Below are 18973 nucleotides of genomic sequence, written 5' to 3'. Positions count from 1 at the left end.
TAAAATTTGCGATTGACTTTGAGCCCTCACTACATTATGTTGTGGGGGCTAATTAATAAATATAAACCTAATAACAAAATACACATGTTTACATTTGAACAGACTAAGATTGATGGACTTATTGTAGTAAAACCAAAAATATACACAGATAATAGAGGTGAATTTTGGGATTCCTATAAGAAAAATGAATTCTTCGAAAATGGGATAACTTCTGAGTTCATTCAGGATAATATTTCTGAATCCCATAAAAACACCATTAGAGGACTTCACTTTCAAGCTGATAAATTTGCACAAGCAAAATTAGTAAAGGTAATGAAGGGAAGTATAAAGGATGTCGTCCTTGACTTAAGAGATGGATCTAAGACCTTTGGAGAACATTTGGTTTTTGAAATGAAAGCCGATGGTTCTATGCTTTATGTACCTAGGGGATTTGCTCATGGCTTTATCTCCTTAGAAGATAATACAATATTTCATTATCAAGTGGATAACTCTTATGAGCCTACCGCAGAACGTTGTATAAATGCTTTTGACCCTAATCTTAATATTGACTGGGGTATAAAGAAAAGAGAGGCTGAATTATCTCCTAAAGATAATTTAGGAATGTATTTTTCCGATTTCAAACGGGATAAAGAGATGCTTGAAGTGCATTAAAAAATATAACTTTCCTTCGTATATACGGAGGAATTTTATTTTATAGATAGGATTTCAAGTTGGCAAGCTTTCCAAAGTATTACATCTATGAACCCTCTGCTCTCTCCTGTTTGTTCTTCAAGAGAATTAAATATGTCATCACAGATAACTTTTACATCATCTGTTACTGGAAATTTTATTAGTGTTTCTGTTTCTTTTTTAGAAAGTTCTGGATATTTTAAAGCTATACCTAGACGTTGTATCCATACATCATATTTAACAATGCTTATACCTAAATTACGAGCTAAGTGATTCTTTGTTGTTTTACCTATGTAAGGAATTGTTTCTAGATAATCCACCTGTTCCTGAAGAGGTCTGTTTTCATTGCGAAGATTATAGAAGCCGTCTCTGAACTCTTTTTTATTTTCCCAAGCTTTAACTATGGATTTTATTTTGGTTTGGTTTTTAAATATTTGGATAAGCTCATCAAAGTTAGCTCCATTAGAATTTATTTCATTCATTATCTCTCTCCACTTCTTTATGGCAGTTCTTTGAGAGAAGCCTGAGGCTAAGATTACATATATTATTTCTTGCGCGAACTCTTCTGGAGTTAGTACTGGAGGATTTTTCAAAACTTTAGAAAGTTCTGCTGAAGAAATTCTATCTGAGTCTAAATTATTTTCTCTTAGGTATGATAAAATGTCATTGAATAAATTTTTATTTATAGATGAGATTTCTTTCTCTTTTAGGCTGAACAATACTTTCATAAAACTTTCCTTCTTTTATTAAAATAGTTTAAAATAATTGTTTGACATGTCAATCAGAAATTGATATTATTTTAAGTGAGAATTATGATTTAAACGAAAACAATCCTTAAATTAGATGCTTATGAAAAAAACATTTTTCAAGTATGACGAACCGGTTAATGGGAAAGTCGAGGTGTTAGCTGTCGGAAAGTATATTTTCTGAAAAAATTCACCAATAAGCAATAAATGCTTAAGGTAAAGATAATTATTAAACAATAAAGCGCCTGGTACTTCCAGGCGTTTTGAAACAAACTATTTAAATATCAATTTTTATTTGATATTGTGATTTTAATTAAAACAATTATTAACAAAAACCCAGGCTTATGCAAAGACATTAGTTCAATTAGACATTTTTATTCAAGAAAAACACTCTGGAATTTTCCCAAATTTTACAGGGTGTTTTTTTTATAATAATAATTTGACAAGGCAACTATAAATTGATATAATTTTCTCATTCAGTTTTACTTGTGAAATTAAATTTTAATTTTTAAAATCCACTGCCTATGGAAAAATCTTATTTTGTTAGGTAACAATATTTTTAGGATGATGTTTTGCACTAACAAAATAGTTTAGAATTCAGGAAAAATTTTACTCATTAAGAACGCTCGGGATACTCGGGCGTTTTTTATTTCTCTTGCAAATATTTAGGGCTGGAACTATAATGGGCGTAATGAGCTTATTATGTGAGGATAAAAATGAATATAAAAATATATACACCTAAAGATTTTCAAAAATTGAGAAGAGCTGGAAAATTAGCTTCTCAAACATTGGATTATGTTGCTGGTTATATTAAACCGGGTGTTTCTACTGAGAGATTAAATCAAATCTGTCATGATTTTATAGTTAAAAATGGTGCTAAACCTGCGCCACTTAATTATCATGGCTTTCCTAAATCTATATGCACTTCTATAAATGAAGTTATTTGTCATGGAATTCCATCTTCTGAAGAAGTATTAAAAGAAGGTGATATTGTGAATATAGATGTTACTGTTATTAAAAAAGGATACTATGGAGATACATCTCGTACTTTCATAGTTGGAAAGGCTTCCAAAAAGGCTGAGACACTTGTTAAAGATACTGAGAAAGCTTTGATGGATGCTATTGGAATTTGTAGACCTGGCACTACTTTAGCTGATATAGGAAAGACTATACAAGATTATGCTGAGGCTAAAGGTTATTCGGTTGTTAGAGATTACTGTGGACATGGAATAGGAACTCTATTTCATGAAGATCCAAATATACTTCATTATTATACTAAAGAAATGGAAAAAGTTGTTTTACAAGAAGGTATGGTATTTACTATTGAGCCTATGATTAATCTAGGTGTTTATGATGGTATTACTGATGAGAATGATGGCTGGACTGTTAGAACTGCTGATGGTAAGCTTTCTGCTCAATTCGAACATACTATAGGTATTACTGCTGATGGAGTAGAAATATTCACTAAAACAGCTTAGAATAATTCTATTGACTAGCTGTTGAATATGTTTTATAACTATTATTAGTTAGTAAGTAATTTAAAGTTAAAGATGAAATAGATCGCAATCCTGGAAATGCCATTCTGTAGCGATCTGATCCTCGATTTTTTAAAGTCCTCCCTCCCTGGGAGGCTTTTGTTTTTGATATTTCTATATTTTTTTTATAGGAATATTTTTTTATACTTGACACAGAAGCCTTATATCATTAGGATAACCATACGAATATTTGTATACACCTTTTTTTAAATTTTATAAACAATATGAAAAATGATTCAAATGACAGAAGTGTCTCACATATGCCAGGCATAAATGAGGCATGGCTAAATTGGATTGATAAAAATCCATTTGGCGAAGATGCTAAAAGTTACCTTATGAAGTTATTTTCTTCTTTTGAGAAGAAAAAGTTCGATTTCAAGGATAAAGAGTTCAATGTTTTAATAAGTGAATTTAGTTCTATAGCTAAATTCTTTAAAGACCGAGGCTCCCTTGATAAAGAGTTAAGCACTGATAACTGTAAGAGCTTATTAATAAGTTATAATGGTGAAGTGTTTATCTTTGGACTTGTCTTTATATCGAGGAAAGAAAATCCTCGTGATGAAGAAGTGAAAGCAGAAATAATATCTCCGGATGAAATTTTAAAGTTTAATTCATTTTCTTTGAAAGCATTCTATGTAGACTTTAATGTCTCAAGATGTGATTTCTTGGAAAAAGATATTAACTTTTCTGAAATGATTTCAGCTGGGAAACAGGGCTATTCAAATTATTATGAAGAAAAGCCTACCATAGATTTTATTGATGATTTATTAACTGATGAAGATCGAAAGGCAAAAAAAGCTGAAAACTTATTCAGAATTGTTTGCACTAGTAAAAAATTCAACCTACATCAGTTTGGTCTAAACTTCGGTGATGGCATATTCGAAACAGGAGGAAAAGAAAGCTCCTTTATCAGAATATTGCCTGTAAGTAATAAGAAGCCGGAAAAAAATGCTGAACGTGTAATTTTAACAGAATAACTCGTTGAGATATTTTTTGAAAAATAGGGTCTGTTAAAGGGCCCTATTTTCATATCTAAAGAATTCACTTTTATTTATATAAAAAAAGAGGTCGCAATTGCGAACCCCTTCTATATATATTGTGCAATCTATAATTAGTTTACAGCGTCTTTTAAAGCAGAACCAGCTTTGAATTTTGGTTGGTTAGATGCTTTAATTTTGATTTCTTCACCAGTTCTTGGGTTTCTACCAGTTGTAGCTTTTCTTTTGCTAACTGAGAAAGTACCGAAACCAACTAGTCTTACGTCGCCGCCTTTTTTAAGTGATTTAGTAACTGCTTCTACGAATGCATCTACTGCTTCACCTGCTTTTGCTTTTGATAAATCCGCTGATTTTGCGATTGCTTCGATTAATTCTGCTTTGTTCATTGTAAAACTCCTTTTCTTAATAGTTTTTTTTACATAAATCTATATTGGGGGTATTTCAATCCCAAGTCAAGAAAAAAACGTATATTTTATCAAAAAAGCCCAGATTTTATTGAAAAACCGAGCTTTTTTATGCATTTTTTTCTTAATTTTGGTTGTATTTTTTAAAATAAAGTTCTTGGAGATAGGTCATATTTCTCATTTTTTTTGCTATCTTTATCCAAATTCTTTACATTGTATTCTACTAAAGAGTAGCCACTTTCTGATATTAGATACTTCTTTTTTATAAATACAGCGCCTGCTTCATCGGAGTCACAACGTCTATAAAATTGGTTTGGTTGAGTACAATTTATATAGTTATGATTACGTGCAACATCTACTAATGAGAATTCTTCACCTAGGAAATATTCTAATGCAACGGCACCAAATACTAATGCGAATAATGCTATACCCATGTTCTTGAATTTATCTAATTTTAAATCGTCTTTATGCATATGGAAGACATTAAAGACTATATAACCAAAAACATAAACGAAAACTATTTTTAGCAAAAGCTTATAAACCATACCTGCTTTTTGGATGAATGGCCTTAGCTCTGTATATTTATCTGAGACAGTAGTTCTTTTTTCATATACGCATAGTGGAACAACTGATGGATTTGTGTTGTTTCTAACTTTTGATAAATGTTGCTTACATTTTTTTACTAGTTCAGGGGCTACTTTAGCTTTAGTTTGATAGGTTCTATTAGATGTTCTGTATGCTGCTTCTGATGTAGTTAATAATGGTGCAGATAAAAATATTGATACTAGAACAAATAGTAGTGATTTCTTTAAAAGATTTCTCATTTGATGATTTCCTTTCTCAAAAATAGTTTTGCAATTTTTGTTTAATACATTATAATATATCTCATGGTAAAATTGAAGAAAAAAATATTTATTATCGCGGGTGAGGCTTCAGGAGATATTCTAGCCTCTTCTATTATGGAAAAAATCATTGATAAGAAGAAAGATGTTGCTTTCGTTGGTATGGGTGGAGAAGAAATGCAAAAAGTTTCTGGCTTCAAAAGTATCATAGATATTAAGGATTTTTCAGTTATGGGATTTGTCGAAGTTCTTAAAAGATACAGAACTTTGAAAAGAAAAATTGATTTTGTTGTAGATGAAATTGTTAAGGCTAAGCCTGATGTTATTATGAGTGTAGATGCCCCTTCCCTTGCAAAGGCTATTATATTGAGAGCTAAGAAGCGTGGTGTTACTGTTCCTTGTGTTCATATTGTTGCGCCTCAGGTTTGGGCATGGAGACCTAAAAGAGCTAAAAAATATGCTAAAGTTTTTGATGAGATTCTTTGCTTCTTTAAATTTGAAGAACCTTTCTTTACCAAATATGGGGGGAAGATTAAAGCGATTGGACATCCAGCTATAGAAAGATATAAAGGCGATCATTCTGCTTTTACTAATAAGTATAAGTTTGTTAGAGGTAAGAAGATTATTGCTTTAATACCTGGTTCTAGAGAGGCTGAGATTGATGTTATGCTACCTGTTCTTAAAGAAGTATCTGAAAGGTTAAGAGATAAATATAATAACTGTTCTTTCTTTATGCCTTTAGTTGAAAGTACTGAAGATAAGGTTCGTAGTATTGTCGAGACTTGGGATGCCAAGCCTGCGTTTGTTAAAGGTAGTAAAGATCGATATGATATGTTTGCGCGTTCTAACTTAGCTATTTGTGCTTCGGGTACTGTGTCGCTTGAATTAGCTATCAGGAATGTTCCTACTGTTGCTTGCTATAAAGTTTCTAAATTAACTCACTTTATTATAAAGAGATTTATCAGTATTAAATATTTTTCATTAGTTAATATACTTAGTGATGAGATGATTATACCTGAATTATTCCAAGATGAGTTAACTGCTGACAATGTATTTAATGAAGCTTGTAAGGTTCTTGATGACAAGGATTACAAAAAGAAATATACTAAGAAGATAAAACCTTCTATAGATATGCTTAAGGCTGGGGCTGGAATGCCATCTACCAAAGCAGCTACGGAAGTTTTGAAATATATAAAATAAAAAAGAGCCCTAACTGGGCTCCTTTTTATTAAGTGCGAGTTCACCTCTTTCTATTCGAGTGGAGATGATTCTTGATTTTTTTCCGTTTGACACCATAATGAAATTTTCTCTGTAGCCCCATTTCTTATAGGATGCATCTGTCAGATCCAAACTTTCTTTCATGATACCATCTTCATTAAATTTTCTTGATAGTAATCTAATTTCATAGAAAAATCTATGATTAGCCTTAAAATTAGACGTAGTGTCTAATTGATTACCAAACATATCTATATCTTTTGGCCTGGAGCCAAATTCAGATAGAATTTTGAAATCTCTTTTTCCTGGATAATGCTTTTTAAAATCATTACTCATCATTCTGTAAAGATATTCTCTTTTACAGAAAACTTTTCCACTGTCCTTTTCATAGAAATCTGTCACTAGATATCTTCTGTTTAAAGGATTTTCTGTTTCTAAGTTTTTTAGTTGAATTATTTGTTTTTTAGGATTTCCATTTTTGAAAAAGAACTTTGAAGTGTCTGTAAAGAAAACTTCAAAATAAGTTTTTTCGAAGTTTAACTCACTGGCTAAAACTCCGCTTTCAAAATAAATTTTTGTTTGGTATTTTTTGCTATAGAGGTTTCTGCCATGTAGAAAAATTACAGCTGAAAATATTACTATACAAAATGTAATCTTTAATAGTTCTATCTTATTTATCAGATAGCGGCTCATATATAGGTAGAGCCCTATTATTAAAAAAAATCGTTTTGGATTCATATGTAAGGGATTTAAAGTGTTATTGTTTGTTGAGAATATAAGCTTATTTCAATGTTTTGTCAACGAGAAAGTTGTGTTTTTAATAAAAAAAATCCAGAGGAGTGTCCGGATTTTATTTCTTTTTTACATTTGCGCTCAAAATTGAAGGTTTCTCGCCAGTCATCAGGAGTTTTGTTGGCTATAAATAGTGCCAGCACTACCGCCATGAGAATGACTTGTATTACGAAAAATCCCTTTTCAAATTTAGTTTTCATAGGTAGTTGATTTTTCTGTTTTAAAAGGAATTGTTTCCTTAGAATATAATTCTATATTAAGATGATGTCAATTGGAAAAAAGAAGCTCAGTTTTATTTCTGAGCTTTGTCTTTTATAGGTCTTTTAATTGCCATCTTGGATTTGGAACTATATCTAGTGGAGATGTTTTACCTTTTCTAAATAATTCTAAACCTGTCCAGGCTATCATTACGCCGTTATCCATACAAAGTTTGATTGGAGGGGCAATGAAGTCTATATCGCTTTCTTCCGATATATTTTGAAGAGTTTTTCTAACTCCTGAATTAGCACCCACACCACCGCTAACAACTAAAGATGTTGGATTGATTCCCCTGCTCTTAACTTCGTCCAAAGCTCTGCGAATTTTTACATCTACTATTTCGCAAACTGTTTTTTGGAATACGGCTGATATATCTGCTTTCTTTGTTTCGTCTATTGGTTGTAGATCATTAACTAATCTTAATGATGCAGATTTTAAACCTGAAAAACTGAAGTTGCAATTAGGTTCTTTGATAAGAGGTTTAGGTAAGGTATATTTATTTGAGTCACCCTCGCCTGATAACTTATCTATCTTTGGTCCCCCTGGATATGGTAGGTCCATAATCTTAGCTACTTTGTCGAAACATTCTCCTGCGGCGTCATCTATACTTTCACCGATAAGTTCGAAGTCATCTACGTCTTTAACTAGAAGGATTTGTGTGTGTCCGCCTGATACTAGCAATAGTATATATGGGAATTGTAAATCTGTTCCCATTCTTGCCATAAGTCCATGTGCTTGTAAGTGATTAACTGATATGAATGGTTTATTTGAGAAGCCTGCTATAGCTTGGGCGAATGTTGTGCCTACAATAAGTCCGCCGACAAGTCCTGGACCTGTAGTCGCAGATATTGCGTCTAAGTCTTCTATTTTACAATTAGCTTCATCTAGGGCTTTATTGAATAGCGAGTCTATAGCGTCTACGTGTGCTCTTGATGCAATTTCAGGAACTACACCACCGTATTCAAGGTGTTCTGTTTGGGATATTAATTGATGTGATAATACCTCACCTTTTTCATTTACTATAGCTACTGCTGTTTCATCGCAAGATGATTCTATGCCCAATATCTTCATTTTTAATCCTTCGTCTTTTTCACGAATTTAAATAGAAACTATTCTAGTTTTTTTCTTTAATTATTATAAATTCTTTTACTGGGAAATCAATTGAAAAAAAGAAGTCACAAATTGTAACTCCTTAATTTTATCTAAAAGCCTTCTATCTAGGTAATAGTAGATATAAGCTTCCTTGAGCGTGAGTTCTTCCTGCTTCTGCGAAAGCGTCTGAACCTGTTCCCCAGAAATAGTCTGCTCTTATACCACCTTTGATAGCTGTTCCTGTGTCTTGGGCAAATGCCATCTTAGAAATAGTTTCTTTATCTACAGTTTTAAAGTCAATCCACATAGGTAATCCTAATGGGTAGTATGTTCTATCTACAGCAAGACTTCGACCTGATGTTAGTGGCACACCCATTGTTCCTAGAGGACCAGGACTTTTTACTTGAGTATAGTAAATGTATCTTGGGTTTTCTTTCATGTATTGTTTAGCTGCTTCAGGATTTGCTTTTAACCAAGCTTTAACTGATTGCATACTCCAATCGTTTAGTTTAACACCTTTATCTTTTAGTATTTTTCCTATACCTAAGAATTTGTGGCTATTGTTACCTGCGTATGCTAGACGAGTTTGCCCTCTTTCTTCGTCTAAGATTACACCACCGCCTTGGATTTGCATAATGAAGTAGTCTACAGGATTTTCAACCCAGTAAATTACTGGAGCTTTGTCTGTAAGGATACCACTTTCTATGTTGGCCCTTGTATAGTTTCTATGACCTTCTTTGAATGGTAGACCGTATACTGGTGTAAGAGTTTCACAAGTTGGGAACTTTGTACCTTTCATATAAGGTTCGTAGTATCCTGTGATAGTTCCAGTTGGTTTACCTCTTGAATATATTTTCTTGGCTTCGAAGTTACTTTCGAAGAAACCTCTGATTGATGAAGATGAAGCTTCATGGTACCTACCTCTTTTCCATCTTTCACAAACTGTTTGCATATCGCCAACTGTTACGTCTACGTATGAAGTTGAGATTTTTTTGTTTGGTGACATTTTTAAGAATGCTTTACATGAACGAGTGAATGGAGCTACAACTTCTTTCCAATCTTCTCTGTACCAATTTGGAATATCTCCATGGCTAATTCTTTGTGCGTAAAACTCTCTGTCTGTAGGAACTGAGTCAGGATAACCTCCCATGTTTACGAACGGATCACATGATGCTAATAATAGCGTTGCTAATATAAGATGAAAATTCTTTTTAATCATTCTTTTTATGCCCCTTTTTTTCATTAGTTTATCATAATAATATTTTTTTGCAAAATATTTTATTTATTTGCCTTGAAAAATGTAGAGAATCTGCTATATCTTTTATATAGGATATAATTATTTTTTAATTGCAATACGAAAGGGTTAAGTCATGTTTAAAATTCCAGAAAAAATTAAAATCACTGGTGGTAAACCAGTTTCAGGTAAAGTTAGAATTTCAGGTGCTAAAAATTCAGTTATGGGATTGATGGCTGCATCGCTCTTGACTAGAGAAAAAGTTGTATTGAAAAATGTTCCATTAATCTCAGATGTTCTTTTGTTTGGTTCTATTATGCAACACATTGGTGTAGATATTAAACACAGTCCTGAATCAAGAGAAATGGAAATTGAAGCTAAAACAATAAAAACGAATGTTATACCTGCAGATGCTTCAAAGAAAATTAGAGGATCTTATTACTTCTGGTCTGCTCTATTAGCTAGATTTGCTATCACTAGAGAGTTTGATAGCTTAGTTGTTGTAAGTCCTGGTGGATGTAAAATTGGTGAGTCTACTAGAAAATATGACTTCCATATCAAATTATTAGAAAAAGTTTTAGGTGTTACTACTGAAGAAAAAGTTGATAAAGATGGTAATGCTTTATTAGTATTCACTCTTCCTGAAAATAAAAAGATGGATGATAAACTTACTTACTTCTCTACTGTAAGAATGTCTCACGGTGCTACAATGAACTTCTTGTTAGCATCAGTTGGTAATGGAACTATTTCTATGCTTAATGCTTCTCAAGAACCTGAGATTGAAGATTTACTTAATATGTTAAACTTAATGGGTAAAGATATTATTAAGATTAATGGTAGAAATTCTACTGGTCTTGTGAAAAACCAATTAGCTAAGCCATCTCTTCTTAAAGGTGTGACTTATGTTATTATGCCAGATAGATTAGAAGCTGCTAGTTATGCGTTGTTAGCTGCTGTTACTGGAGGTGAAGTATTTATAGAACAATGTGATTACAATACTTTAACGCCGTTCCTAAGTAGATTTAAGCATTGTGCTGATGTGAGAATTATGCCTAATGGTATCTTTGTATCTGCTCATAAAGATTATAAAGATGTTCCGCTACAACATATGTTAATGACTCCATTCCCTGGTGATGAAACTGATCTTCATCAATTGTGGGCTCCATTATTACTTAAAGCGAATGGTATGTCTGAAATCATAGATCCTATTTGGATTTCAAGAATAGTTCATATGCCTGAGCTATCTAAGATGGGCGCTAAGTTTGAAGCTGAAATTGTTAAGAGTGAAGAGTCTTATTCTGTAAATTCTTATTCTACAGGTGAACATGCTTATATCAAAATTCATGGTAACCCAGAGTTTGAATTTAAAGCGGCCGACATGGAAGGTCCTGACTTAAGAGGTACTTGTGCTTTAATTTGGGCAGCTTGTGCAGCTAAAGGAACTAGTACTGTTTCTAATGCTAAATGGGCAATTAGAGGATACCCTAACCTAGTTAAAAATCTTAGAAATCTTGGCGTAGATGTAGAAGAAATTGGTGAAGATAAAATGTCATCGGTTCCTCTATTGCCTGAGTTAGAGATTGAATTCTATTAATAAGAAAGCCTCCTTCGGGAGGTTTTATTTTTGTAAAAAAAAGATGCTCAATAAATGAACATCTTTCTTTTTATTCGCAAGCCACTACGGCTGAAAAATTTTAGAATGTAAAGGCTAGGCCTATTCGATTCTTTCCCTCATATTTCCCGTCTTTTTTATACATAGAGCTGACTACAGGACTGAAGAAAATTTCAGCAGGACCGTAACCAAATCTTAAAGTTACATCACCGTCGAAGTGTGTTTCCTTTTGATCTTTGAATTCATCAAAGGAGCTGTCCATTTCGTACTTGTTAAATGCTACTCCAAGGCTAAATGATAAGCCGGCACGAAGTTTAGATTCTTCATTAAAATGGTACATGAACTCAGGACGAATACCTATAAAGATCCCTGTTCCCTTCATTTTGAAATCACTCCGGCGATAACCTCTGGTAAATTCTTCTCCTTTAGGAAGATGGAAGTTTATTCCTCTGAGCTGGTATCCAACCATATCTTCATGAGTGAAAGTTGAGTATCCAAGATAGCTCCAAAAAGAACTTTTTATTGGTAAATCAAACTTTTCTTCGAAGAAATTAACTTTAAACATTCGCTTCTCTATTTCTAAGCGAATGTGATTAATTGTTGTTGGAGCCTCTCCTCCTGGATTTATAATTCCGTATACATTAGGATTTGCTGGATCATCATAATAACCGGCAAAGCGATCGATACTGACAAAATCAAACGTCCAAGGTTCCATATTTGATCCTCGTTGATGATCTGTGTTCATACTGCTCTTACTTACGTTAATTCTGAGACCTAGGTCTTTCTTGTTTTCCTGTGCTATAGTTAATACTGTGATTAACAATAAGGCGATAAGTGAAATTAAATTTTTCATTATTCTACGATTTTAAGTTTTTGTGGGTATAAAAAGTATTGTGTTTATTGACAATAATATACTACGATTCATTTTTATTTGTCAAGTTTTTTGTTTTTGAATGGGGTTGCTTTTATATATAAAACCTTTAAAACCCAAGTGTATTCGGGCATTTCACCTCCTTTAATAAAATTTTGCTTTTTAGGTACTTTTCCTATTCTTAATTATTATTTACATAAATTCATGACTAAAAAACTATTTTTTGCGAATCACATTATTATTAATAAACAACATTTTTTATTTGAAAGTTTCTTAGGTTTTTGCTATATTTGGTCTTATGAGTAGTAAGGTGGAAAATAATAAAAATTTTGTGACTAGGAGAGAAGTTTTAGCAAAGATATCTAATTTTGCTGTTTTTTGCGTTTTATTTTCAAAAGTCTCTCCGTCGATTGCGTTTGCAGCCGGCACTAACCGTGATGGTGGTAAAGGTAAAAACAATCTGAAAGCATTCAGACTTGGCAAGCAAAATGGTAAGCTAATTAGGTTTGTGATAGAGAGTTCTGATAAGATTAAATATACTTATTCTTTCATTAAAAATCCTAATAGAATGATTATCAATATTGAGAATGCTAATTTTAATGGATTAGATGATACGACTGTTAAAACCGGTTTTGTGAATAAGACTAGATATATTGTAGATCCCCAAAATAATAAAAATATTAAAATAATTCTAGATTTATCTGATAGCGCTGCTATACAAAAGGACTTTGCTATACCTCCTTCTGCGGATAAAGGGCATAGACTTGTATTTGATTTAAAGCTTGCTGAGAAAGAAGCCGTTGAAGGTGATACCAACAAGCCTGTTGTTAAAGAAAAAAGAACTTATACTGTAGTTATTGATGCTGGTCATGGTGGTAAAGATCCTGGTGCTATTGGAAGAAAGAGAACTAGAGAGAAAGATATTGTTCTTTTGTTAGCTAAGAACATTAGAAATCAACTTAGGAAAGAAAAGAATTTTAAAGTTATTATGACTAGGGATTCTGATAAGTTTATCAAGTTAAAAGATAGAGCTATGATTTCTGATAAAAATAAAGCTGATTTATTCTTATCTATTCATGCCGATTCTAATAGAAATAAAAGAGCTCGTGGCTTATCTGTGTATACACTTTCTGATAAAGCATCCGACGAAGAAGCTAGAAGACTGGCTGAAAAAGAAAATGCTGCCGATTTAATTGGAGACAATCACTTTGAAGAATATGATCCTGTGGTAAAAAATATCTTAGGAGAATTAAATCAAACTATTGTAAAAGAAACTTCTATGGAATTTGCAGATGCTATAGTTAGAGAAGTTAAGAGAAATAGAAACATTAAATTATTATCTAAGCCTCATAGACAAGCTCCGTTTGCCGTTCTTAAGTCTTCTGTCCCATCTGTATTAATTGAGGCTGGGTTCCTTTCTAATTCTAAGGAAGAAGGCTTGCTTAATAAACTTTGGTATAGAACTGAAGTTGCTGGCTCTATTAAGAATGCAATCAAAAAACAATTATTAGGTTAGGATTTAAAAAATATAAAAACTCCCTCTCGATTTTGAGGGGTTTATTTTTCTATTTCTAGGATTTTGTTTTTTGATAGTTCGCCAACCTTTATTTCTATAGAAGATTTTGAAACTGAGAAATGTTTTGATAAAAGTTTTATCAGTTGTTTATTTGCTTTACCCTTTTCAGGTACGCAAGTAAGGTAGGCTTTGAATTCATTATTGCCTACCTCTTCTATTGCGTTACGAGAGCTGTTTGTGATTACTTTTACCGATATTTGCATATTACATATCTATGAAGATTGGCTCTGCTACCATCTTGATGTCTTTTCCTATTAGGAAGTTTTCAATCCATAGTGCTGATTTATCATCTATGCCAATTTCTTCTTTTATTGCTGATTTGATTGACATGTTTTTGCCTATTAATCTTTTAAGTTGCTCTATTTCAGATGATGAATCTGGGATAGATTTTAAGATTACTAAATCAGTTTCTTTTAATCCTAGTTCTACTTTCATTTTATTAACTACAGTGTTGTAATCTGCAATACCATCGACTAATTTGTTTCTAACTGAGTTTTTACCAAGCCATACTCTACCTCTTGCTAACTTATCAAGTTCTTTAAGAGATATACCTCTTGCTTCTGATACTTTAGTTGTAAAGTCTTGGTACACTAAGTCTAGGCTTCTTTCAAATGCAGCTTTTTGAGTTTCTGAGAAATCTTTTGTTACGCTTCCCATTCCTGCGTTTTTACCTATTGAATGTCTGTACCAGTTTATACCTAGAGTATTCCAAAGTTCTTCTGTTCCAACAAATTTACCACCGTAAACTCCTATAGATCCAGTAAGAGTACCCTTGTTCGCGAAAATCTTATCTGAAGCTATTGAGATGAAGTATCCTCCTGAGGCTGCATAATCTCCTTGGCTTACGAATACAGGTATGCCCTTCTCTCTTGCCCACATAAGAGCTTTATATATTTCGTTTGATGCTGTATAGCTTCCGCCTGGAGAGTTTACCCTTACAACTATACCATCTATGCTTTCTGATTTAACTTCTTGGTAGATAGATGTTACTATTGGTTCTGAAACAACATATCCCATTGGAGCGTCTTCAGCTTCTCCGTCTATAATAATTCCATCTATATTGATAGAAAGGATAACCTTATCTTCTTTTGTGTTATTATATCCGAAATCTTCTAGATTTGGTTTGTAGCTAGCGATGTCTTTAAATTTGATATCTTCACCATATAGTTTTTTAAGCTCTTCGTTAAATTCAATTCTTGTAGAGATTTTATCTATAAGTTTTAGTTGAAGGGCTTCTTTGTCATTTAGAGGTGCTGTATCAACAATTTTTGAAACTGTATCTACGCTTATTCCTCTTTTGATGGCAATTTCACTTATGATCATGTCGTATACTTCTTTAGAGAAGTCTTTTGTGAATGACATTTCTTCTGGTGTTGCGTTGTTTTCTAAGTATGTGTTTGGACCTGTTTTGTATTCATGTCTTTTTGAGAAGACTGGCTTAACATCAATCTTATTAAACAATTCTTTATAATAAGGTTTTTCTATGCCTATACCTAGAAGGTTTAATGTGCTATTACTTTCCATCCAGATTTCTTTTAGAGATGTTGCTAAGTAGTATTCTGCTATGCCGTTAGACATACCTGCTCCGAAAGTTTTTGAGAAGTAGATAGATTTCTTTCCGCTTTCGTTGTATTTCTTAAGAGCGTTTTTGATTTCTTCTATTGATGCAAGACCCAACTGGTTGTCTTCACCTTTGAAAACTATTGCTTTAATTTTTTCGTCTTTAGCTGCTATTTCAATTTTTTTAGAAAGGCTTGATAGATGATATGGTTGATCGAAATCTATATTGATAAAGAATTCTTCTTCGCTGTCAGCTACACCTTTGTTAAGGTCAACTACTAGAACCATTTCGTCTTCTGTTTCTTTTCCTTCTAATAGGCTTCCGATGAAACCTGCTATGTTTAGGATTACTATTAATGCGAAGATTGCTGCTATGAAATTACCAAGAACTCTTAGCCCTCTCATTAGATAATTAAATATTGATATAAATGGTCTGAAGAGAATGAATGGCTTTTTCTTTTTGAATATTTCTCTTTTGCCTGGTTTTACAACTTTCTTTAATCTGAAAATTCTTTTTACGCCTTTTTTTGGTTTAGTGTTTTGTGCGTCCATGGTCGTAGCCTTTCAATTTTGTCCTCTTTATAATTATATGGTAGATGATTAAAAATATCTTTTCAATAGCAAATTGAGTTTTTCACACTATTGATTGTAATAAAAAAATCTCCCGAATATAATTCGAGAGATCTAAGTATTATATTATTTTTTAGAATAAGTTCTTAATGTTGTTTAAGAATTTACCTAGTATTCCTGCCGCTTTAATGTCTTCTTTGGCAACTAGATCAAATGTTTTAAGTACTTTACCTTCTTTCTCTATAGAAAGCTCTCCAATAACTTCGCCTTTTTTAACTCCGGCATTGATTGGACCTAAGTAGTAAGCGATGAAGTCTACATTTTTGTATCCACCTTTTTGAAGAGTTAAAACTATATCTTCTGAAGTTGTTAGTTCAGCAGTAGCTTTTTTACCATACCAAACTGGAGCTTCAAGAACTGTTTGACCTGCAGTAAAGAATTTGTAGTTTTCTGTTGTTGCGTAACCCCAATCTGCAAATTCTTTTAATCTTTTAGATCTTTCAATATTTTTTCTTGCTGAGCCGTTAGCTTCTAATGTCATTCCGTTCATAACTGCAACTAGCTTTCTTCCGCCTCTATCGAAAGATGCTGTCATACCGTAACCACCAACTGTTGTATGACCTGTTTTTAGTCCAGTTGCTGATTTATCCAGCCAAAGTAGTTTGTTTCTATTTATGAATGGAGCTGAAGATGTTTTAAATTCAAAGCTCTTTTTAGAAAAGTATTCGAAATGATCTGGGAAATCTTTTTGTAACCTCATACCTAATACGGCAAGGTCGTGAGAGGTCATAAGGTGATCTGGAACTGGCCAGCCTGATGCATTTACAATATTAGAACCTGTCATTCCGATTTCTTCTGCTTTTTTGTTAGCGTCTATTGCGAATTGTTCTTCTGAACCTGAAACTAATTCTGCGATTACTACGCAAGCTTCGTTTGCAGATGCTATGATTACGCCTTTAAGTAGTTCGTCTACTTTTACCATATCCCCTGCTTTAAGGTACATAGTTGATCCGCCTTCTCTTTGCATTTCTAGAGACTTTTGACCTGCGTGTTCTGATACTACGACCTCTTGGTCTAAAGTAACTTGACCATCTTTTATTGCATCAAGAAGCATGTATGCTGTCATAAGTTTACTCATTGATGATGGTGGAAGTGGTGTGTCTGAATTTTTTGAATAGATTATGTCGCCCGTTTGAACGTCTAATAATGTAGCAGTTTTTGCAGTAGTTTCAAAGGAATAGGACTGGCTAACTGCTGCTACTGAAAGTGTTAATGTCAATAATGCTGTTTTTAAAAAATGATTTTTCATAAATCCGTCCCTCTTCTGTTTTATTTTTATATCCTCGATTTCCTTTATGATAAACGATTTGCCCTTTCATTTCAATAGCAAATATAAATAAAAAGCACCATCTTTTTAGGATAGTGCTCTATTTAAAATTTTATGCCATGTTATAATTTGATACTACTTGGCAAGTTGGAAATCCAGCAAAGTAACTTCCTGAAGATATTGTCCATCTCGAAGTTGAAATAGACTTAAAATCTTTAGCTTGAACATTATTCTTATTAATAACTAGTTCTCTAATACTGTCATTAACCATGTTTATCACTAGATTATCTTCTAACCTCTCTAGTGGGAGAGTAAATCTACCGACCTTTTTATTTTTAAAAATATAAAGATTTTTTTCATTACCCACGTCTTCACCCACATCATGGTTAATAACTAGTCTAATAGTTCCAATACTTTCATTTTCGAAAAAGTTTTTAATTTCCTTTTTTATAGAAGGTGTTGGAGTACAATCTATATTCTTTAAATATTTAAAAATATTACTTAAAACTTCTTTACTTGGTTTAACTCTGAAACTTTCTGTTTTTAACATTTAACTTTTTTTAAAGGTTTAAATTTTTTTCCTAAAGGAAAATATTATTATCCTACCAATTTGTCAAATATTTTTTTCACAAAAAAACACCCCTGGAGGGATGCCTTTTTAAATCTTATCAAATATTAATTTGGATTATGAGTGGAAATTATCTTACAAAGATGGTTTTTTATGAGATATTTTCCCCTCGGGAATGTTCTTTTTTCTATATTTGTATATTTTTTCCTTTCCAAGGAAATATCATTTCTGATAATGATCTCCATGGCATTAGTTGTAATGTTTTCTATAGTTGAGGTTTTTACTAGCCTTTCTATATCTGCTATTTCAACAGCTTCATCATCTGGATTTTTAAATATATAAATAGATTTTTCTCTAATATCTCCGAAGTTGTTAACTATCCACATCATTCCCAAGTCTTTATTTTGGAAAAATTTCTCAATATCTTTTTCTAGAGTGGTTATTTGCCTGTAGTCTAGCTTTTTGATAAAGGTTGATATGTAAGATAAAACATCTTCGAGAGCTTCTTTTTTTGCTTTTGACATTTAACTGTAATTTGAGGTTTATATTTTTTTCTTCTTAGGAAAATATTATTATACTATCAATTTGTCAATTGTTTTTTACTTTACAAATATTTTTGATGTTGATATTTATTTAAGAACACAGTTTTTATATAAAAATTATATCTATGAACAAAATTGATCTAAACAAAGCATTAAATATAGTTGATGAGATTAAAATAGAAGTGAACTCGTTCTACTTTAAGAAAGAAAAAACTGATCTTAAATTTCAATTTGATTGTCCTGGGACTGGTCGCTTTAATACTTTTTATAGAGGTATTAGGCCTCCTAATTTTTTAAATGAAATTGCGGAAATATTTAATGATGAATGGTGTTGGGAATTTTCTAAAGACTATGGAAGTATTGAGGATAACTTAGACCTATTACCAAATGCTATTTTTATAACTAAAAATGAAATTGAACTATTGTATTTTGATGAAGATAGATTTAATACTTCTCAATGGGAAATTTTGAAAGAAAATATTTTAGATTTTTTAAATTTAAAGTTTATCCATCAAAATCAGATCTCTTTATTATTTCAATAAAAAAACACTGTCCTTTTGGG

The 18973-nt window shown here is 32.2% G+C and carries 19 protein-coding genes; 7 read left to right on the top strand and 12 right to left on the bottom strand.

Annotated elements, in window-relative coordinates:
- Positions 1 to 36 precede the first annotated feature (36 nt).
- The gene (gene rfbC, locus N4A44_00775) at positions 37 to 651 is read left to right on the top strand and encodes a dTDP-4-dehydrorhamnose 3,5-epimerase (GenBank protein MCT4552181.1); all 615 of its coding nucleotides are present in this window, start codon (positions 37 to 39) and stop codon (positions 649 to 651) included.
- Between the two features lie 35 nt (positions 652 to 686).
- Here rfbC and N4A44_00770 read toward each other — a convergent pair whose 3' ends face one another.
- Complete coding sequence (locus tag N4A44_00770; protein MCT4552180.1) at positions 687 to 1397, bottom strand: hypothetical protein; 711 nt, start codon at positions 1395 to 1397, stop codon at positions 687 to 689.
- A gap of 734 nt (positions 1398 to 2131) precedes the next feature.
- Between N4A44_00770 and map the strand changes: the two genes are divergently transcribed.
- Both map and N4A44_00760 read left to right on the top strand, forming a co-directional pair.
- Positions 2132 to 2893, top strand: a complete 762-nt coding sequence (gene map / locus N4A44_00765; GenBank protein ID MCT4552179.1) for a type I methionyl aminopeptidase — start codon at positions 2132 to 2134, stop codon at positions 2891 to 2893.
- A 317-nt stretch (positions 2894 to 3210) separates the two neighbouring features.
- The gene (locus N4A44_00760) at positions 3211 to 3927 is read left to right on the top strand and encodes a hypothetical protein (protein MCT4552178.1); all 717 of its coding nucleotides are present in this window, start codon (positions 3211 to 3213) and stop codon (positions 3925 to 3927) included.
- Between the two features lie 134 nt (positions 3928 to 4061).
- Here N4A44_00760 and N4A44_00755 read toward each other — a convergent pair whose 3' ends face one another.
- Both N4A44_00755 and N4A44_00750 read right to left on the bottom strand, forming a co-directional pair.
- Entirely contained in the window at positions 4062 to 4334 is a 273-nt protein-coding gene (locus tag N4A44_00755) for an HU family DNA-binding protein (GenBank protein MCT4552177.1), read from the bottom strand.
- A gap of 161 nt (positions 4335 to 4495) precedes the next feature.
- Positions 4496 to 5176, bottom strand: a complete 681-nt coding sequence (locus N4A44_00750; protein MCT4552176.1) for a hypothetical protein — start codon at positions 5174 to 5176, stop codon at positions 4496 to 4498.
- A gap of 63 nt (positions 5177 to 5239) precedes the next feature.
- Between N4A44_00750 and lpxB the strand changes: the two genes are divergently transcribed.
- Entirely contained in the window at positions 5240 to 6394 is a 1155-nt protein-coding gene (gene lpxB, locus N4A44_00745; GenBank protein MCT4552175.1) for a lipid-A-disaccharide synthase, read from the top strand.
- A gap of 9 nt (positions 6395 to 6403) precedes the next feature.
- On the opposite strand, the gene N4A44_00740 is transcribed toward lpxB, so the two are convergent.
- From N4A44_00740 to N4A44_00730, 3 genes are all read right to left on the bottom strand, one after another.
- A complete protein-coding gene (locus N4A44_00740) occupies positions 6404 to 7102 on the bottom strand; it encodes a hypothetical protein (protein ID MCT4552174.1) in 699 nt (232 codons plus the stop codon).
- 411 nt (positions 7103 to 7513) lie between these two features.
- Positions 7514 to 8530 (bottom strand): tRNA (adenosine(37)-N6)-threonylcarbamoyltransferase complex transferase subunit TsaD, encoded by a 1017-nt coding sequence (gene tsaD / locus N4A44_00735; protein ID MCT4552173.1) that lies wholly within the window; start codon positions 8528 to 8530, stop codon positions 7514 to 7516.
- 142 nt (positions 8531 to 8672) lie between these two features.
- Positions 8673 to 9770, bottom strand: a complete 1098-nt coding sequence (locus N4A44_00730; GenBank protein ID MCT4552172.1) for an MltA domain-containing protein — start codon at positions 9768 to 9770, stop codon at positions 8673 to 8675.
- Positions 9771 to 9921: 151 nt separating this feature from the next.
- Between N4A44_00730 and N4A44_00725 the strand changes: the two genes are divergently transcribed.
- Entirely contained in the window at positions 9922 to 11379 is a 1458-nt protein-coding gene (locus tag N4A44_00725; protein MCT4552171.1) for a UDP-N-acetylglucosamine 1-carboxyvinyltransferase, read from the top strand.
- 100 nt (positions 11380 to 11479) lie between these two features.
- Here N4A44_00725 and N4A44_00720 read toward each other — a convergent pair whose 3' ends face one another.
- Complete coding sequence (locus tag N4A44_00720; GenBank protein MCT4552170.1) at positions 11480 to 12250, bottom strand: hypothetical protein; 771 nt, start codon at positions 12248 to 12250, stop codon at positions 11480 to 11482.
- A gap of 328 nt (positions 12251 to 12578) precedes the next feature.
- On the opposite strand from N4A44_00720, the gene N4A44_00715 reads away from it, so the two are divergent.
- Positions 12579 to 13784 (top strand): N-acetylmuramoyl-L-alanine amidase, encoded by a 1206-nt coding sequence (locus N4A44_00715; GenBank protein MCT4552169.1) that lies wholly within the window; start codon positions 12579 to 12581, stop codon positions 13782 to 13784.
- 41 nt (positions 13785 to 13825) lie between these two features.
- Here N4A44_00715 and N4A44_00710 read toward each other — a convergent pair whose 3' ends face one another.
- The 5 genes from N4A44_00710 to N4A44_00690 all read right to left on the bottom strand — a co-directional run bounded on the left by N4A44_00710 (position 13826) and on the right by N4A44_00690 (position 18393).
- A complete protein-coding gene (locus N4A44_00710) occupies positions 13826 to 14047 on the bottom strand; it encodes a DUF167 domain-containing protein (GenBank protein ID MCT4552168.1) in 222 nt (73 codons plus the stop codon).
- Between the two features lies 1 nt (position 14048).
- The gene (locus tag N4A44_00705) at positions 14049 to 15956 is read right to left on the bottom strand and encodes a S49 family peptidase (GenBank protein MCT4552167.1); all 1908 of its coding nucleotides are present in this window, start codon (positions 15954 to 15956) and stop codon (positions 14049 to 14051) included.
- 151 nt (positions 15957 to 16107) lie between these two features.
- Entirely contained in the window at positions 16108 to 17283 is a 1176-nt protein-coding gene (locus N4A44_00700) for a D-alanyl-D-alanine carboxypeptidase (protein MCT4552166.1), read from the bottom strand.
- Between the two features lie 130 nt (positions 17284 to 17413).
- Positions 17414 to 17851 carry a hypothetical protein gene (locus N4A44_00695; GenBank protein ID MCT4552165.1) on the bottom strand — a complete coding sequence of 146 codons (438 nt, stop codon included), beginning with the start codon at positions 17849 to 17851 and terminating at the stop codon, positions 17414 to 17416.
- Positions 17852 to 17976: 125 nt separating this feature from the next.
- A complete protein-coding gene (locus N4A44_00690) occupies positions 17977 to 18393 on the bottom strand; it encodes a hypothetical protein (GenBank protein MCT4552164.1) in 417 nt (138 codons plus the stop codon).
- Between the two features lie 143 nt (positions 18394 to 18536).
- Between N4A44_00690 and N4A44_00685 the strand changes: the two genes are divergently transcribed.
- On the top strand, positions 18537 to 18953 hold the full coding sequence (locus N4A44_00685) for a hypothetical protein (GenBank protein MCT4552163.1): 417 nt from the start codon (positions 18537 to 18539) through the stop codon (positions 18951 to 18953).
- The last annotated feature ends 20 nt before the right edge of the window (positions 18954 to 18973 follow it).

This window comes from Alphaproteobacteria bacterium, assembly GCA_025210155.1.
GTDB lineage: Bacteria > Pseudomonadota > Alphaproteobacteria > Rs-D84 > CASDRH01 > JAOASE01.
The sequence above is the reverse complement of the archived record's forward strand: the minus strand, read 5'-3'. Positions and strand labels throughout refer to the sequence as shown.

What these genes read in the sequence shown, in the direction of transcription:
- N4A44_00725 (MCT4552171.1), top strand. Translation starts at nt 9,922, where the DNA reads ATGTTTAAAATTCCAGAAAAAATTAAAATCACTGGTGGTAAACCAGTT.
- tsaD (MCT4552173.1), bottom strand. Translation starts at nt 8,530, where the DNA reads ATGAAGATATTGGGCATAGAATCATCTTGCGATGAAACAGCAGTAGCT.
- rfbC (MCT4552181.1), top strand. Translation starts at nt 37, where the DNA reads ATGTTGTGGGGGCTAATTAATAAATATAAACCTAATAACAAAATACAC.
- N4A44_00755 (MCT4552177.1), bottom strand. Translation starts at nt 4,334, where the DNA reads ATGAACAAAGCAGAATTAATCGAAGCAATCGCAAAATCAGCGGATTTA.
- N4A44_00730 (MCT4552172.1), bottom strand. Translation starts at nt 9,770, where the DNA reads ATGATTAAAAAGAATTTTCATCTTATATTAGCAACGCTATTATTAGCA.
- map (MCT4552179.1), top strand. Translation starts at nt 2,132, where the DNA reads ATGAATATAAAAATATATACACCTAAAGATTTTCAAAAATTGAGAAGA.
- N4A44_00720 (MCT4552170.1), bottom strand. Translation starts at nt 12,250, where the DNA reads ATGAAAAATTTAATTTCACTTATCGCCTTATTGTTAATCACAGTATTA.
- N4A44_00705 (MCT4552167.1), bottom strand. Translation starts at nt 15,956, where the DNA reads ATGGACGCACAAAACACTAAACCAAAAAAAGGCGTAAAAAGAATTTTC.
- N4A44_00710 (MCT4552168.1), bottom strand. Translation starts at nt 14,047, where the DNA reads ATGCAAATATCGGTAAAAGTAATCACAAACAGCTCTCGTAACGCAATA.
- N4A44_00695 (MCT4552165.1), bottom strand. Translation starts at nt 17,851, where the DNA reads ATGTTAAAAACAGAAAGTTTCAGAGTTAAACCAAGTAAAGAAGTTTTA.
- N4A44_00700 (MCT4552166.1), bottom strand. Translation starts at nt 17,283, where the DNA reads ATGAAAAATCATTTTTTAAAAACAGCATTATTGACATTAACACTTTCA.
- N4A44_00760 (MCT4552178.1), top strand. Translation starts at nt 3,211, where the DNA reads ATGCCAGGCATAAATGAGGCATGGCTAAATTGGATTGATAAAAATCCA.
- lpxB (MCT4552175.1), top strand. Translation starts at nt 5,240, where the DNA reads ATGGTAAAATTGAAGAAAAAAATATTTATTATCGCGGGTGAGGCTTCA.
- N4A44_00750 (MCT4552176.1), bottom strand. Translation starts at nt 5,176, where the DNA reads ATGAGAAATCTTTTAAAGAAATCACTACTATTTGTTCTAGTATCAATA.
- N4A44_00685 (MCT4552163.1), top strand. Translation starts at nt 18,537, where the DNA reads ATGAACAAAATTGATCTAAACAAAGCATTAAATATAGTTGATGAGATT.
- N4A44_00770 (MCT4552180.1), bottom strand. Translation starts at nt 1,397, where the DNA reads ATGAAAGTATTGTTCAGCCTAAAAGAGAAAGAAATCTCATCTATAAAT.
- N4A44_00740 (MCT4552174.1), bottom strand. Translation starts at nt 7,102, where the DNA reads ATGAGCCGCTATCTGATAAATAAGATAGAACTATTAAAGATTACATTT.
- N4A44_00690 (MCT4552164.1), bottom strand. Translation starts at nt 18,393, where the DNA reads ATGTCAAAAGCAAAAAAAGAAGCTCTCGAAGATGTTTTATCTTACATA.